General features: G+C 69.1%; 13 protein-coding genes. 2 read left to right on the forward strand and 11 right to left on the reverse strand.

Going from position 1 to position 14,002, the window contains the following annotated elements:
• Positions 1 to 13: 13 nt before the first annotated feature.
• The 7 genes from D1409_RS10050 to D1409_RS10080 all read right to left on the reverse strand — a co-directional run bounded on the left by D1409_RS10050 (position 14) and on the right by D1409_RS10080 (position 8,582).
• A complete protein-coding gene (locus D1409_RS10050) occupies positions 14 to 1,780 on the reverse strand; it encodes a nitrite/sulfite reductase (RefSeq protein WP_123536644.1) in 1,767 nt (588 codons plus the stop codon).
• A gap of 221 nt (positions 1,781 to 2,001) precedes the next feature.
• On the reverse strand, positions 2,002 to 2,556 hold the full coding sequence (gene mobA / locus D1409_RS10055; RefSeq protein WP_123536645.1) for a molybdenum cofactor guanylyltransferase: 555 nt from the start codon (positions 2,554 to 2,556) through the stop codon (positions 2,002 to 2,004).
• Between the two features lies 1 nt (position 2,557).
• Positions 2,558 to 3,865, reverse strand: a complete 1,308-nt coding sequence (locus tag D1409_RS10060) for an MFS transporter (protein WP_123536647.1) — start codon at positions 3,863 to 3,865, stop codon at positions 2,558 to 2,560.
• Between the two features lie 437 nt (positions 3,866 to 4,302).
• Entirely contained in the window at positions 4,303 to 6,507 is a 2,205-nt protein-coding gene (nasA, locus tag D1409_RS10065) for an assimilatory nitrate reductase NasA (protein ID WP_123536649.1), read from the reverse strand.
• A gap of 253 nt (positions 6,508 to 6,760) precedes the next feature.
• Positions 6,761 to 7,516 (reverse strand): ParA family protein, encoded by a 756-nt coding sequence (locus D1409_RS10070; RefSeq protein WP_123536651.1) that lies wholly within the window; start codon positions 7,514 to 7,516, stop codon positions 6,761 to 6,763.
• A 76-nt stretch (positions 7,517 to 7,592) separates the two neighbouring features.
• Positions 7,593 to 8,024: an HIT family protein gene (locus D1409_RS10075; RefSeq protein WP_123536653.1), complete on the reverse strand. Its 432-nt coding sequence runs from the start codon at positions 8,022 to 8,024 to the stop codon at positions 7,593 to 7,595.
• A gap of 342 nt (positions 8,025 to 8,366) precedes the next feature.
• Positions 8,367 to 8,582, reverse strand: a complete 216-nt coding sequence (locus D1409_RS10080; protein ID WP_123536655.1) for a hypothetical protein — start codon at positions 8,580 to 8,582, stop codon at positions 8,367 to 8,369.
• Between the two features lie 115 nt (positions 8,583 to 8,697).
• Here D1409_RS10080 and D1409_RS10085 point away from each other — a divergent pair, with 115 nt between their 5' ends.
• Positions 8,698 to 9,036, forward strand: coding sequence for a cupin domain-containing protein (locus D1409_RS10085; protein WP_123536657.1), 339 nt, complete (start codon positions 8,698 to 8,700; stop codon positions 9,034 to 9,036).
• 5 nt (positions 9,037 to 9,041) lie between these two features.
• Here the strand turns inward: D1409_RS10085 and D1409_RS10090 are convergent, their stop codons facing one another.
• From D1409_RS10090 to D1409_RS10100, 3 genes are read right to left on the reverse strand one after another with little or no spacing between them, the layout of a single operon-like run.
• On the reverse strand, positions 9,042 to 10,031 hold the full coding sequence (locus D1409_RS10090; RefSeq protein WP_123536659.1) for a metal ABC transporter permease: 990 nt from the start codon (positions 10,029 to 10,031) through the stop codon (positions 9,042 to 9,044).
• Entirely contained in the window at positions 10,031 to 10,768 is a 738-nt protein-coding gene (locus D1409_RS10095; protein WP_123536661.1) for a metal ABC transporter ATP-binding protein, read from the reverse strand. Before D1409_RS10095 ends, D1409_RS10090 begins: the two co-directional genes overlap by 1 nt.
• Entirely contained in the window at positions 10,765 to 11,982 is a 1,218-nt protein-coding gene (locus D1409_RS10100; RefSeq protein ID WP_123536663.1) for a metal ABC transporter substrate-binding protein, read from the reverse strand. Before D1409_RS10100 ends, D1409_RS10095 begins: the two co-directional genes overlap by 4 nt.
• Before the next feature lie 159 nt (positions 11,983 to 12,141).
• Between D1409_RS10100 and D1409_RS10105 the strand changes: the two genes are divergently transcribed.
• Positions 12,142 to 12,516: a NifU family protein gene (locus tag D1409_RS10105; protein ID WP_123536665.1), complete on the forward strand. Its 375-nt coding sequence runs from the start codon at positions 12,142 to 12,144 to the stop codon at positions 12,514 to 12,516.
• Positions 12,517 to 12,620: 104 nt separating this feature from the next.
• Here the strand turns inward: D1409_RS10105 and D1409_RS10110 are convergent, their stop codons facing one another.
• Positions 12,621 to 13,685 (reverse strand): presenilin family intramembrane aspartyl protease PSH, encoded by a 1,065-nt coding sequence (locus D1409_RS10110; RefSeq protein WP_164471628.1) that lies wholly within the window; start codon positions 13,683 to 13,685, stop codon positions 12,621 to 12,623.
• Between the last annotated feature and the right edge of the window lie 317 nt (positions 13,686 to 14,002).

Here is a 14,002-nt window from a genome sequence, read left to right on the forward strand (position 1 = left end):
TCGCCGCGCATCGTCAGTCGTCCGCCGAGAGCGGGTGGCCCTCGGCGTCGGTGGGCGCGGGGCTCTCGCCGTCGGCGAACGGGTACCAGGACTGCTTCCCGTCGGCGAGACAGGGGTCCTCGTACCCCTCGACCTCGCCGGGTTCGGCGAGTTCGACGATGGTCTCGTGACCGGTGGCGTCGACCCACTCGCGGAACGTCTGCCCGTCCTCGCGCAGGGCCGCGTAGGCCTCGACGAGGTTCCGGATCATGCCCGGCACCTCGTCGGCGGGGACGCGCTGGCGAACCCACTCGATGAACGACGGGTCCTCGCCGATGCCGCCGCCGACGCCCACGTCCATCGCCTCGACCATCTCGCCGTCCTTCCGGGCGCGCATGCCCTGCAGGCCGATGTCGGCGGTCATCGCCTGTCCGCAGTCGGCGGTACAGCCCGAGTAGTGCATCTTGATGCGGTCCACGTCGTCGGGCAGGTCGACGGTCTCGCCGAGCCAGCGGAGCAGGCGGGCCATGCGGGCTTTCGTCTCCGTGAGCGCGAGCGAGCAGAACTCGGTCCCGGTACAGGCCATCGCCCCCTGCTCGAAGGGGTTCGGTTCGGGCCGGTAGGTCTCCAGCAGGTCCTCGTTGAGCAGGTTCGCCAGCTGACCGTCCGGTACGTCCACGATCAGCGGGTTCTGCCGGCGGCTCAGTCGGATCTCGCCGGAGCCGTAGGCCGACGCGAGGTCGGCGAGTTCGATGGCGTCCTCGGCGGGCATCCGGCCGACCGGCACCGAGAGGCCGACGTAGTTCTTCCCGTCCGCCTGGTCGTAGACGCCGACGTGGTCGTGGGCACCGCGGTCGGTGGACTTCCCGGCGTTGTACGTGTAGTCGCCGCGGAAGTCCGTGCCCGCGCGCTCGAGTTCGAAGTCGAGGCGTTCGTCGAGTTCCTCGCGGATGGCGTCCGTGCCGTGTTCGTCGACGAAGAAGCGCGCGCGGTTCTTCGAGCGGTTCTCGCGGTTGCCCGCCTCGTGGTAGTACTCGACGAACGCCCGCACCGTCTCCGTGGCCTGCTCGCGCGTGACGAACAGGTCGAGCGGGCGCGCCTCGCGCGGCTCGCGGCCGCCGAGTCCGCCGCCGACGCGGACGTTGAAGCCCTTCTTCCGTTCGCCGTCGACCAGTTTGCGCGCGGGTTCGAGACCGACGTCGTTGATCGAGTCCTGGGCACAGCCCTGTCGACACCCCGTCACCGAGATGTTGAACTTCCGGGGCATGTTACAGAGGTCGTCGTCGCCGCGGATCTCCGCCTGTATCTCGTCCAGCAGTTCGCGGCTCTCCACGTACTCCTCGGCCTTGCCGGCGACCGGACAGCCGGAGATGTTGCGCATCGTGTCCCCGCCCGCCGAGCGCGAGGAGACGCCGACCGCTTCGAGTTGCTCCCATATCTCGGGGATGTCCTCGAGTTTCAGCCAGTGAAGCTGGATCGACTGGCGGGTCGTGAAGTCGATCCAGCCGTTGCCGAACTCGGGATTCTCCGCGGGCCCTTTCGCGTACTCGCGGGCGACCTCGCCGATGGCGCGCAGCTGTCCCGGCTCAAGCACGCCCCCGCAGTTGGTCAGTCGCATCATGAAGTACGACTCCTGCCCGCCGCGGTGGTGGAACACGCCCCAGAACTTGAACCGGGAGAACCACTCGTCCCGCTCGTCCGCCGGGATCGCGTCCCACCCCCGCTCCGCGAACTCCTCGATTTTCTCGCGCACGGCGTCGCCGTACATCTCGTCTTTCCAGGCTTCCTTCTTGTGTGGCATCGATTTTCTCCGTGTTTGTGTTTATCCGCAATTTCCGCAAATATCCGAACGTTCGTCTTCTGATTTACGTTTTAGCTAGCCGACTGCGACCAATATAAGCGTAATCGTTTACATAATCCAGATATAGGGCCCGGATTCGAACGCACGCTCGAAATACAAAGACCTTAAACGCATTTGGGTGGGGTGTCGGGAGGGTTCGAGCAGAGCCGCGCGGGCCGCTGTCAGTCCGTCGCGGGCGCGACGTCCGCGTGCGAGCCGATGGTCAGCGGGTGGGCGTCGACGTCGGGCGCCTCGGCGTCGACGACGACGGGATCGAGTCGCGAGAGAACGTCGTAGAGCCGGCCGGAACCCGCGGCGAGCGTGTGGTCGCAGGCGACGCGGACGGCCGCGGCGTCGTAGACCGCGTGGAGCGGATGGAGTCGCCCGTCGCTCCGGGGCACCGCGGCCGTCTCGCACGCGTCGAAGAGGTCGTCGAGCAGTCGCGTGTCGACGGTCGGGACGTCGCCGGCCACGATAGCGACCGAGCCGCCGTTCACGACGCGAACACCCGTGCGCATGGCCCCGACGGGCCCCTCGTCCGCGACCGGGTCGACGGCGAGTCGGTGTTCGATGTCGGGCAGCGCGGCCGCGACCGCGCTCCGCCGACCGTCGGGACAGGCCACGACGAGTTCGTCGACCGCGGGAGTCACAGCCTCGGCGACCGCCCGGAGCGGCGGTCCCGACTCCGAGGGGTCGAAGGCGCGCCCGAACCCGGTCAGCAGGAGCGCGGACCGCATCTCAGTCGTCCCCCGGGGCCGCAGACTCGGTCGCGCGCCCGTCGCCGGCGAAGCCGCTCTCGGTCGCGATCTCCGCGATGTGGGGCTGGAACACCCACGCCGCGAGCCCGAGGATGGGAACCATCGAGACGGCGACGACGGAGTAGCCCAGGTGCAGGTTCGCCAGGAACGGCGCGGAGTAGACGAGCGGGTAGACGATGCCGCCGACCGTGCCGACGCCGCCGACGACGCCCGCCACGGCGCCCGAGCTGTTGGGGAACATCGCCGGTACCTGCGCGAAGATCGACCCCTCCGCGAAGGCGCAGGCCATCCCGACCACGAAGCCGGCGCCGACGGCGATCAGGACCTGTCCCGAGAGCCCCGCCAGCGTCATCCCGAACATCGAGAGGACCACGAAACACAGCGTCACGAACGTCCACTGCTCGCGGTAGCGACCCGTGAAGATCGGGAGGATGTTCTTTTCCTCGCGAGCGAGCACGTCGCTGACGTACCCGCCGATGGGTCGGAGGAGCCCGGCCGCGACGGAGAACGTCGCGGCGAACGTCGACGCGAGCACGAGGTTGTCGGTGCTGAAGCCCTCGCGGTAGTAGGTCGCGAGCCAGCCGTTCATCGACAGTTCGAGGCCGAAGGTCATCACGTAGGCGAGCGCGAGCACGACCGTCCCGTACCGCGTCGCCGTGTAGAACCAGCCCTGGAAGCTCGCGTTGTCGGCGGTCGCCTGTCGCTTCTCCTCGCTCCTGGCCGCCTCGCCGAGCGCGTAGTAGACGACCGCGAGCAGGATGGAGACACAGCCCGTGTAGAAGAAGGCCGCCCGCCAGTTCGTGTCGAACAGCGGCCCGCTCCAGTTCGGCCCGAACACGCGCGGGAGGATCAGCGCGCCGCCGGCCGCGCCGGCGTTCCCGATGCCCGCGTAGATGCCTTCGGCCGTCCCGAGCTGCCCCTCCTCGAACCACTCGGAGACGTGCTGGATGCCGATGACGAACGTGATCCCCGCCGTCGCGACGATGAGTCGTTCGACGAAGAACACGGTGTAGCTCTGTGCGAACGCGCTGGCGATCGAGAACACGCCGACGTACGTGAGTACGATGGCGAAGACGGCCGGCGCGCCGAACTTGTCCGAGAGCCAGCCCGTCAGGATACGACCGAAGGGCGCCAGCCAGATCGCCGCGCTCGCCAGGATCCCGATCTCGGCCAGCGAGAGGCCGAACTCCTCGGCCATCGGCCCCGTGAACGGGGCGAACGAGAACCAGATCAGGAACGAGAAGTTGAACCCGACCGTGGCGAGCACGAGCGTCCGCCACTTGGTCATCCTGATCAGCCCCATGCCGACACCCCCCTGTCGACGACGGCCGCTCCGCACGCCGCCGATCCATAATTGACGATCATTTCCGTTCGGTTGTCCAATATTTTATCGAATCTCATTTTGAACGTCCATCTTTGTACGGATATTGGTTGCAAGCTCGAATATTATAACCCTAGGCGTTTAGAAACTAAACCGTGTAGTCTGCAGTCTGGACGGACGAACGATATTAGGACAGATACTGCAGATATAAGGATGTAATACGTCGAATCGGCGGACGGAAAACCGGACGGGCGTCTACTTCGACGGGTCGGGCGCGGTTCCGCCGGCGTCACCGGCTGAGGTGCGAGCGCGCGCCGAACGCGCGCCGCGGCTGGTCGAAGCAGTCCGAGCGTATCGCCGCTCCGCGGAAAATACGGCAGTTTCGGGGGCCGAGGGGTCTCGGGTCAGTCGTCGGCGCGTAGCGGGGTGTCCGCGCCCGCGGCCGCCTCGTCGGCGGGCGCGACGAGTCGAACGGCGCACTGCTTGAAGTTCGGTTCCTTCGACTGGGGGTCGAGCGCGTCGACGGTCAGGCGGTTGGTCGCGGGGTGGTGGATGGGGAGCCAGACGAGCCCCTCGGGGACCGCTGGATCCGGTTCGACCGACGCGGGGACCGCGTCGCGGCGCGACTCGACGACGACCGCGTCGTCCGAGACCGCCTCGCTGGTCGCGACCGTTGCGGGGTTGATCCGCGCCGCGACCGGGTCGAGGTCGTCCACGTCTCGCGACCGAACGCCCGTGTTGTACGCGTCCGGATCGCGAGCCGTCGTCAGCGTCAGCGGGTAGTCGTCGTCGACCGGTTCGGGGAGCCCCTCCTGGCGCGCCGTCGAGAAGCCCGCCAGCCCACTCGCAGTGGGGAACGACCACGACTCCGCACCGTCCGCGGTCGTCTCGTCGGTCGCATCGTCGTCTCTCGGGACGTAGCCGCGGTCGCCGTCGTCGCCGTCGTAGTAGCGATAGCCGGCGTCGGCTTCGGCGTCGGGCGCCGGCCAGCGGACCGCCTTGAGGTCCGCGAGGCGGTCGTAGGTGATCCCGGACATGTCCGCCACGGTGCCGGCGGTCAGGCCCGCGAACTCGTCGAACAGCGTCTCGGGGTCGGGGTCGGCGTCCGCGAACAGGTCCGGGAAGAGGCGCGCGCCGACGGTCGAGATTATCCGCAGATCGCTCCAGACACCGCTCGGCGCTTCCGTCGCGGCCCGAACCCGAGAGACGGTGCGCTCCATGTTCATCGCGGTTCCCTCGGACTCGCCCCACGTCGCCGCCGGCAGCACGACGTCGGCGAGGTCCGTCGTCTCCGTTCGGAACGCGTCCTGCGCGACGAGGAACACGTCCTCCAGGCGCTCCTTCGCGGCGCTCGCGTCCGGCATCCCCGCGACGGGGTTGGTCGCCACGGTGTAGGCCACCTCGACCTCCTCGCCGAAGGCCTCGACCGTCCCGACGGGGCCGGGCCCGGGGTCGGGTGGGAGTCGCTCGACGGGGATCCCCCACTCGTCGGCGACCGCCTCGCGTTCGTCGGGGTCCTGGAACGGTCGGTGGCCCGGCCACGTGCCCTTGCACGAGCAGACGCGCGTCCCCATCGAGTTGGCCTGGCCGGTCAGCGAGAAGGGGCCGCTCCCCGGCCGGAGGTTGCCCGTCGCGAGACAGATGTCGATCAGCGCCCGCGCGATATCGGTCCCCTGGACGTGCTGGTTGACGCCCATCCCCCAGTAACAGAGCGCGTCACGCTCGAATGCGTCGGCGAGCAGGTTTACGTCGGCCGACGAGACGCCGGCCCGCTCGGCGGCGGTGTCGCTGTCGGGCAGGACCGATCTGAGGTCGTCGAACCCCTCGGTCGCTTCCGCGACGAACTCCTCGTCGACGCGGTCGGTCTCGACGATTCGGGCGAGCACTGCTCGCGCGAGTGCGAGGTCCTGACCCGGGTCGGGCGCGACGTGTCCGTCGGCAGCCTCGGCCGTCTCCGTCTCGACGGGGTCGACGGCGATCAACTCGACGCCGTCTTCGTTCGCGTCCTCGGGCGCGTCAGCAACCGAGGGCTCGTCGGAGCTCGCTCCGGCGGCGGCCTGTCGGATCCACCGGAACAGCACCGGATGCGCCGCGGCCGGGTTCGCGCCCCAGACGACGTGGGCCTCGGCCTCGGGGATGTCGTCGTAACTACAGGGCGGCGCGTCGCTCCCGAACGCCTGGTAGTAGGCCGTGACGGCGCTGGCCATGCACAGCGTCGTGTTCGCGTCGTAGTAGCGGGTCCCGAACCCGCCGCGGGCGAGTTTGCCCAGGGCGTAGGCGGCCTCGTTCGTCTGCTGTCCGCTCCCGAGCACCGCCACCTCGCCGTCGGCCGCCTCGGTCCGCTGGAACGCCTGGATGACCTCGGAGAGCGCCACGTCCCACGTCGTCGAGACGAGTTCTCCGTCCCGCCGGACCTTCGGGCGCGTCAGCCACTCCCCCTCCGGGTCTGCCGACTCGCGGACGCCGCGCGCGCAGGCGAGCCCCTGGCTGACCGGATGCGCGGCGTCCCCGCGCACCACGTCGATCCCGCTCCCGATGTCGGCGCCTCGCTGGAGGTGTCCACAGCCGACGGCACACCGCATACACGTCGTCGGTACCCAGTCGCTCATCCGTCGACCACCGCCGGAAGACTGTCGAAATGTCCCGGTCTTCCTCTGTATTGTATACGAACGCAAACCATTCTGTCGTTTCCTAGTCCAGACTTCCCATACTAAACAGTATCCCTTGAACAATTAAAACACAACACGAGGGCGTCGAAACGGGCGGTTAGTTTCCGCGGTGGACCGGATCACGACGGGAGAGCGGTGTCGGTCGACCCACGAGCACTGCACCGAACGCAGTTCTGCGACCGGGCTGCGGGACCTATCCGGGCAGGTAGTCCGTCAGCGAGGACGATTCGGGCGTGGGCAGATCGAGATCGCTCCCGATGACAGTCTCGACGGCCGCCTCGACAGCGGCGGCGAACGGCGACGCGTCCACAGCGACGGGCGCTGCCGAGAGGTCGGGCACCTCGCTCGTCGGCACCGCGACGTCGGCGGCGGGGACGGCGACCGCGTCCGGGTCGGCCCGGTTCGCGACGACCGCGTCCACGGCCGCGTCGACGTCGGCCAGTCGGTCGCACGTGCGCGGGACGGCGTCGCTCCCGCGCTCGCTATCGGGGACCACCAGCGCGACGGCGTCGGCCGCGGTCACCGCCGCGACCGCCTGGTTGGCTCCGACGGGCGGTACGTCGACGAAGACGGCGTCGTAGCGGTCGCTCGCGGCCGAGATTCGTTCGGCGAGACGGCGAGCGCACTCGCTGGTCTTCGAACGCGCCAGCCGTTCGAAGGGCGCTCGCGCCGGCGCGACGGCGACCGACCCCGGCACGTCGACCGGCAGCCGCATCGTCGCCTCGGCCAGCGGTCGGTCGTCCGTGACGACCCGCGTCACGTCCGGCTCGAGCCGCCCGTCGACCACCCCCGCCAGTCCCTGCGTCGTGAACGCCGCGTCGACGACGAGCGCGTCGCGCCCGTCCCGCGCGAGCGTCGCCGCGAACTCGACGGACAGTCGCGTCGCCCCCGCGCCGCCGACGCCGCTCACCACCGCGAACACGTCACCGGCCCCCTGAGTCACACTCATGTGATCGTCTTGTCACCTACCCACTCAAAAACCTACGTGTCGACGGGCGAACAATCCGGGCCGCGTCGCCGTCCGTTCAGTCGTCGGTCCCGTCCGCGATAGACGCCGCGATGTCGTCGAGTTCATCGTCCGCGAGATTGGGTCGGTCGCCGAAGATGGAGTGGATCGGACGGCTCCCGTCGTCCTCGAAGCGCGGGACGATGTGGCCGTGGGTGTGGGGCACCTCCTGCCCGGCGACCTCGCCGTTGTTGAACGCGACGGTCGACCCGTCGGCGTCGACGGCCGACTCGACCGGCTCGACGAGCCGGTTCAACACCGCGAACACGTCGCCGGCGAGGTCGCTCGGCATGTCCTGGACGTGTTCGTGATGCGCTTTCGGGATGACGAGCGTGTGCCCCGGCGCCAGCGGGTTGGCGTCGAGGAACGCGAGCACGTCGTCGTCCTCGTACACGGTGCGACTCGGGATCTCTCCGGCCACGATCGAACAGAAGATGCAGTCCTCGCTCATGTGCGTGGTGTCGAAGGGGTCCCAAATCAAGGTTTACACGACGACCGATTTCCCGGAGGGGTGTCCTCGGTCGTCGGCGCTGCGGGCACCCCTCCGGGAAAGACATGGTGTCGCCGAGCGATGCGAGACGACACTCGGGAGAGCGGCGCTCTCCCGGTGGTGAAAAAGGCAGCGAGCGCCGCCGGCGCTCGCGGTAGGACCGGCGCGCTTCGCCCGCTGGACGCCGGCCGCTACCGACCGGTTCCGCCGAGCATTCGCGTGCCTGCGACACGCGGTTCAGCCGTCACCGACGAAGAGACGGTCGGCGGAACCGAGAGCGGAGACAGTGTCCCGCGAGGCGTCTCACTCGTCGGTCGCCCTGAAGGCCCCGAATGTGTACTCCAGACCGAACAGGACGAACGCCATCGCGAACGCCTGCACGAGGAGGAGTTCCCGACTCAGCAGGAGGCCGACGGCGAGAACGCCGACAGCGCCCGACAGCCCCAGCAAGACCGCGTACGGGCCGCGAGAGATGTTCCGCACCCACTCGTCGCTGTGGCCGTAGAGACGTCTTAGCACGACTGTGTCTGGAACGTGAATACCGTCCGATAAATCCGTTTCGAGAGCGCTCGCCGGAGTGGTGGCGACGCGAGTACCACCCATCATTAGGTGCGCCCGCGCCCATCGCCCACCTATGCAGGTCGAAGCTCACTCGGCACACGAGACGGTCGAAGTCGTCGACGGCGTCCACCTCACACAGCTCGCGGTCGGCGAGCGCGCGAGCGTCCAGCACGTCCACATGGAGCCGGGCTCGGAGGTGCCCGAGCACAGCCACGAGCACGAACAGGTCGGCTACATCACGAGCGGGTCGGGCGTGTTCGTGGTCGACGGCGAGGAGTTCCCCGTCAGTTCCGGCGACTCCTACCACCTCGCCTCGGAGGAGCCACACAGTCTGGAGAACACCGGCGAGGAACCGCTCGAAGGCATCGACGTGTTCGCGCCGCCGCGCGCGAACCCCGACTGGCAGGACTGAGCGATTCAGGTGCCCCGAACCGCACGTTGCCAGGCGCGGGTCGCGCGTCGCCGGACGCGAATGCCAATGCTCGTCGCGACGTAGCAGCCGATCGCGACGAGGACGATGGTTCCGCCGGCGGCGACGCCGTACTGGTAGGAGAGGGTCGCGCCGGCGACGGTCGCGACCTGTCCGGCGAGGACGGCCGCGGCGACCGACCGCTTGAACCCGCGAACCGAACTCGCGGTCGCGACCGGGACGACGAGCATGGCGGCCACGAGGACGACGCCCATGATCTGCATGGCACCGACGACGACCAGCGCCGTCAACACCACGAGCACGTAGTTGTAGCGAGTCACGTCGATCCCGGCCGCGCGGGCGGCGGTCTCGTCGAAGGTCGCGTACAGGAGCGGACGGTAGGCGAGCGCGACGACCGCCACCACGAGCGCCGTCAGCGCGAGCAGAACGCCGACGTTCCCCCTGGAGACCGTCGCGAGCGACCCGAAGAGGTAGGCGTTGATCCCGACGGCGATCCCTCCGTCGGTGGCAGTGACGAGGACGCTCCCGACCGCGAATCCGCCGGTCAGCACGATGGCCAGCGACGTGTCGGTGTAGAGCCCGAGGCGCTCGACCAGCGTCTGGACGACCACCGCCGCGACCACCGCGACCGCGAGCGCCGTCAGGAACGGCGACACCGAGAACGCGAACGTGGCGTTGACGAACAGGCCGACCGCCACGCCCGCGAACGCGGCGTGGGCCAGCGTGTCGCCGATCATCCCCATCTCCCGGTGGACGAGGAAGCTCCCGACGACCGGGCCGATCACACCGATACAGACCGCTGCGAGGTAGGCCCGCTGCATGAACGGCGACCCGAGCACGTCGAACCCGAGCAGATCGGCGAGGGCGTCCATCGCCACGCCGTAGGCGTCGTCGAGGAACCAGTCGCGGGCGCTCGCCGGACCGTCGGCGAGGAGTTGCAGTTCCACCAGCGTCACGAGAGCTGTCGTCGCGACCATCAGTGCCCGTGCGAGACGACGCGACGGTCGGTCCCGTACGCCTCGGCCAGCGCGTCGGTCTCGACGAACGTCTCGGGGTCGCCGTGGAAGTAGAGCCGCCGGTTGAGACACGCGATCTCGGTCGCGCGGGCGGTCACCACGCCGATGTCGTGTTCGACGAGCACGACCGTCAGCCCCTCGTCGTTCAGCGAGTCGAGCAGGTCGTAGAACGCCGTCCGGGACTCGGCGTCGACGCCGACGGTCGGCTCGTCCAGCGCGAGCAGGTCAGCTTCGGCCGCGAGCGCCCGAGCGATGAACACCCGCTGGCGCTGCCCGCCCGAGAGCCGTCCGACTCGCCGCTCGGCGAGGTCGGCGATCCCGACTCGCTCCAGCGCGTCGTCGACCGCCCGCCGGTCGTCGTCGGTGAACCGACCACGGAGCCGCCGGGGATAGCGCCCCATCCGCACCGCCTCCGCGACGGTCACCGACATCGAGTCGCCCGCGCCGGCGTCGTCCTGAGCGACGTAGCCGACCCGCTCGCCGTCGGCGAACTCGTGGGCCGGCGAACCGAACAGTCGCACGCTCCCCGAATCGGGGCGACGCAGGCCGATCAACAGCTCCAGCAGCGTCGTCTTCCCCGACCCGTTCGGGCCGACGAGCCCGAGGAAGGCCCCGGGCTCGACCGTCAGCGAGACCCCCTCGAGGACCGGCCGGTCGCCGTATCCGAAGGTGAGGTCCGAGACTTCGAGGACGCTCATTCGACCTCCAGCGCCCGCTCGAGGGTCGGGAGGTTCACCGATTCCATCACGTCGACGTAGCCCCATCCCTCCTCCGCCCAGCCCTCGCTCCGGCCGGGGATCGAAGTCAGCGGGAGCACCGCCTCGGCGTCGGTCTCGGCGACCAGTTCGGTCGCCGCGCGCTGGGACTCGAGCGGGTCGGCACAGACGTACCGCAGGTCGTGCTCCTCGATGCGGTGCTGGGCGCGCTCGATATCGCGCGCTGTCGGCCCCTGGTCCGGCGAGAGCCCCGTCAGCGTCACGAACTCGACGCCGTAGCGAGCGCCGAGATAGCCGAACGCGTCGTGCCCGGCGACCAGCACCACGTCCTTCGTCGCGCCCGCGAGTCGCGACTCGAAGGACTCGTCGAGCGCGTCCAGTCGCTCCCGGTAGGCCGTCGCGTTCTCGGCGTACCGTGAAGCGTTGTCGGGGTCGACGGCCTCGAACGCCTCGCGGACCCGCTCGACCGCCGCGCTCGCCCGTCGTGGGTCGAGCCAGAAGTGCGGGTCCGCGACGCCGTGGTCGTGTTCGTCCTCGTGACGGTCGCCGTGGCCTTCGTCAGTGTGTTCTTCCTCGTGGTGGCCCGTCTCCGTGTGTTCGTCGCCGTGACCGTCGTCGGTGTGTTCGTCGCCGTGACCGTCGTCGGTGTGTTCGTCGCCGTGACCGTCGTCGGTGTGTTCGTCGCCGTGACCGTCGTCGGTGTGTTCGTCGCCGTGGCCCTCGTCGGTGTGTTCGTCGTCGTGGCCCTCGTCGGTGTGTTCGTCGTGGCTGGCGTCACCCTCGCCGTGGTCAGCGTCGATCAGGTCCACGTCGGCGCCGACCGCGACGGGCCGGACCGCTTCCTCGTCGGCGCGCACGTCGCGGACGATGTCGTCGGCCCACGGCTGGAACCCCTCCATCCCGTAGACGAACAGGTCGGCCTCCGCGACCGACTGGCGGACCTGCGGTCCGGGCTCCCACCCGTGGCCGTGCTGGCCGATGGGGACGAGCGTCTCCGCACGCGCGGCGTCGCCGGCGACGTGCCGAGCGAAATCGCCGAACACGAAAAAGGACGACTGCGCGACCGATCGCTCGTCGCCGCCGTCCGTCGCCCCGCCCCCGGCCGGACCCGCGCTACCGCTGCACCCCGCAAGTGCGGTTACCGTCGGTACTCCCGCCGCCGCTCCGAGAAACGCCCGCCTCGTGTATCGATCCATGTTATTACATCTAAAACAATATCTAATAAGAGTTGTGAAGATTAGGAGTATAGTTATTAATCGGGCCCGGGCCGAATTCGGGTACGGTGGTCGCGCTCGAAGCGGTCGAACGCGTGAGTCCAAAGGTCTAAGCACCGTCGTCGCTAACGTGCGGATACTATGAGCACCGAAACCGAGGGCGGCGACGACCTCGAAGAGCGCATCTCGAACTTCCTGCGCCGGAACTTCCCGCAGATCCAGATGCACGGCGGGAGCGCGGCCATCGAGGAGATCAACCGCGAGGAGGGCTCCGTCACGATCCAGCTCGGCGGCGCCTGTTCCGGCTGTGGCATCTCCCCGATGACCATCCAGGCCATCAAGACGCGAATGACCAAGGAGATCCCCGAGATCGAGACCGTCAACGCCCGCACCGGCGGCGGCATGGGCGGCGGCGAAGGCATGATGGGCGGCGACACCGGCCCCTCGATGCCCGGCGACTCCCGCGGCGGCGACATCGGCGGCGACGACGACGAAGGCCCCGAAGCCCCGTTCTAACTCCGCCCCCTCGGTCACGTTCTCGTCTTTTTCAATTCGGTAGTCGCGACGCTATCCGTCGGAGCGTCCACAGAAGCGAAGCCCTTCAGAGTCCGAGTGCCTCTTCAGAGTCCGAGCGCCGCGGTGATCGGGACCCCTGCGACGACTGCACCGAGGAGGTAGCCAGCGAGGACGCCGGCGTTCAGCGGCGGCAGCCCGGCGTGAGCGCCCTCGACCCGGTGGACCAGATAGAGGAGTCCGCCCATCCCGACGAGGCCGCCGACGAGCGCGCCGACGGCGGGGGCGTTGGCGTTGAGCGCCGGGACGACGGTGGGGGCGTCGAGGAAGTGGCCGGCGCTGACCGCGAGCATCCCCGGGATGAGCGCGTCGCCCAGTCCGAGGATGGCGACCTCCGAGCGGGCGGGGCTCTCCGCCGCCGGGTCGTCGGCTGACGCCGTTTCTCCCTCGTCCGCGTCCCCCTCCGCGCTGCCCATCAGGTCGAACTCGGGGTCGCGCATCGAGAAGGAGAGCGAGTGCGGGACGACGAAGACGATGGGCGCCTTGAGGTCGCCCAGCCCCGCGGCGAGTTCCTGCATGTGCCCGGAGACGTAGACGGCGTAGGCGTCGTACCCCGCCCACGCGATCAGGAGGACGACCACCGGGAGCGGACCGAAGCCGAGGCCGAGCATCGGGATCGCCGCCGCGCCGAAGACGACCGCCGCGAGGTCGTTGACGTACCACTCCGGGTACACCCAGAGGACGGCGAAGGTCACGAGCGCGACGCCGATAGAGACGGGACTCGACGGGAGCCCCATCAGGGCGCTCCCGTTCCCGGCGATCGTCCCGATCCCGGTCAGCGCGACGAACGCGACGGAAGTGAGCGTGCTCGCCGAGCCGAGGAGGAAGACTCTGACGAGGAGTTCGCCCAGGCCGTAGCGGAAGGCGGCGACCATCGCGCCGGTCGCGACCAGCAACATTACGGCGAAGACACCCACGTTCCCGACGTTCCCGGGGTCCTGGAACATGGCCAGCCCCATCTCGGCAACCTCGTCGGTCAGCGCGAGTCCGCCGAGGATGGTGGCCGCGTAGAGCGTCACGATCCCGACGTACGCGAACGTCCCCGACGGGATCCCGGTGGTCTCGTCGGCCCCCTGCGTGTCGTCGGCCGGTTCGACGGGCTGCTCACTCATCGGTCGACCCCACGTCCGATGTCGTCGACTCCCGGCGCGGCGGCACCCGTTGCATGTTCGGGCCCGACGGTCACCGCGTGCAAATACTTCTCGGACTCCGGCGAGGTGTTGTCGGAGGCAGACCGTCGGCCTGCGACAGCACAGCACCGATCTGGAACGCCAACACAGCAGGAAAGTCCCACCCGTGTCGGCTGGACAGTTAGTCTGTGCGGGTGGGACTGAAAGGGGCCGCTGCTCTCGACGAAGCACGAGGACGCAAGCACCGCAGCGAAGCGAGGAGCGCAGCGACTCGCGCGAGTCGAGAGCAGCGGGGGCTT

Origin of the sequence: Halosimplex salinum (genome assembly GCF_003730195.1) — an archaeon.
Lineage (GTDB): Archaea > Halobacteriota > Halobacteria > Halobacteriales > Haloarculaceae > Halosimplex > Halosimplex salinum.

Coding starts and splice junctions, on each gene's coding strand:
- D1409_RS10050 (WP_123536644.1), bottom strand. CDS start 1,780: ATGCCACACAAGAAGGAAGCCTGGAAAGACGAGATGTACGGCGACGCC.
- mobA (WP_123536645.1), bottom strand. CDS start 2,556: ATGCGGTCCGCGCTCCTGCTGACCGGGTTCGGGCGCGCCTTCGACCCC.
- D1409_RS10060 (WP_123536647.1), bottom strand. CDS start 3,865: ATGACCAAGTGGCGGACGCTCGTGCTCGCCACGGTCGGGTTCAACTTC.
- nasA (WP_123536649.1), bottom strand. CDS start 6,507: ATGAGCGACTGGGTACCGACGACGTGTATGCGGTGTGCCGTCGGCTGT.
- D1409_RS10070 (WP_123536651.1), bottom strand. CDS start 7,516: ATGAGTGTGACTCAGGGGGCCGGTGACGTGTTCGCGGTGGTGAGCGGC.
- D1409_RS10075 (WP_123536653.1), bottom strand. CDS start 8,024: ATGAGCGAGGACTGCATCTTCTGTTCGATCGTGGCCGGAGAGATCCCG.
- D1409_RS10085 (WP_123536657.1), top strand. CDS start 8,698: ATGCAGGTCGAAGCTCACTCGGCACACGAGACGGTCGAAGTCGTCGAC.
- D1409_RS10090 (WP_123536659.1), bottom strand. CDS start 10,031: ATGGTCGCGACGACAGCTCTCGTGACGCTGGTGGAACTGCAACTCCTC.
- D1409_RS10095 (WP_123536661.1), bottom strand. CDS start 10,768: ATGAGCGTCCTCGAAGTCTCGGACCTCACCTTCGGATACGGCGACCGG.
- D1409_RS10100 (WP_123536663.1), bottom strand. CDS start 11,982: ATGGATCGATACACGAGGCGGGCGTTTCTCGGAGCGGCGGCGGGAGTA.
- D1409_RS10105 (WP_123536665.1), top strand. CDS start 12,142: ATGAGCACCGAAACCGAGGGCGGCGACGACCTCGAAGAGCGCATCTCG.
- D1409_RS10110 (WP_164471628.1), bottom strand. CDS start 13,685: ATGAGTGAGCAGCCCGTCGAACCGGCCGACGACACGCAGGGGGCCGAC.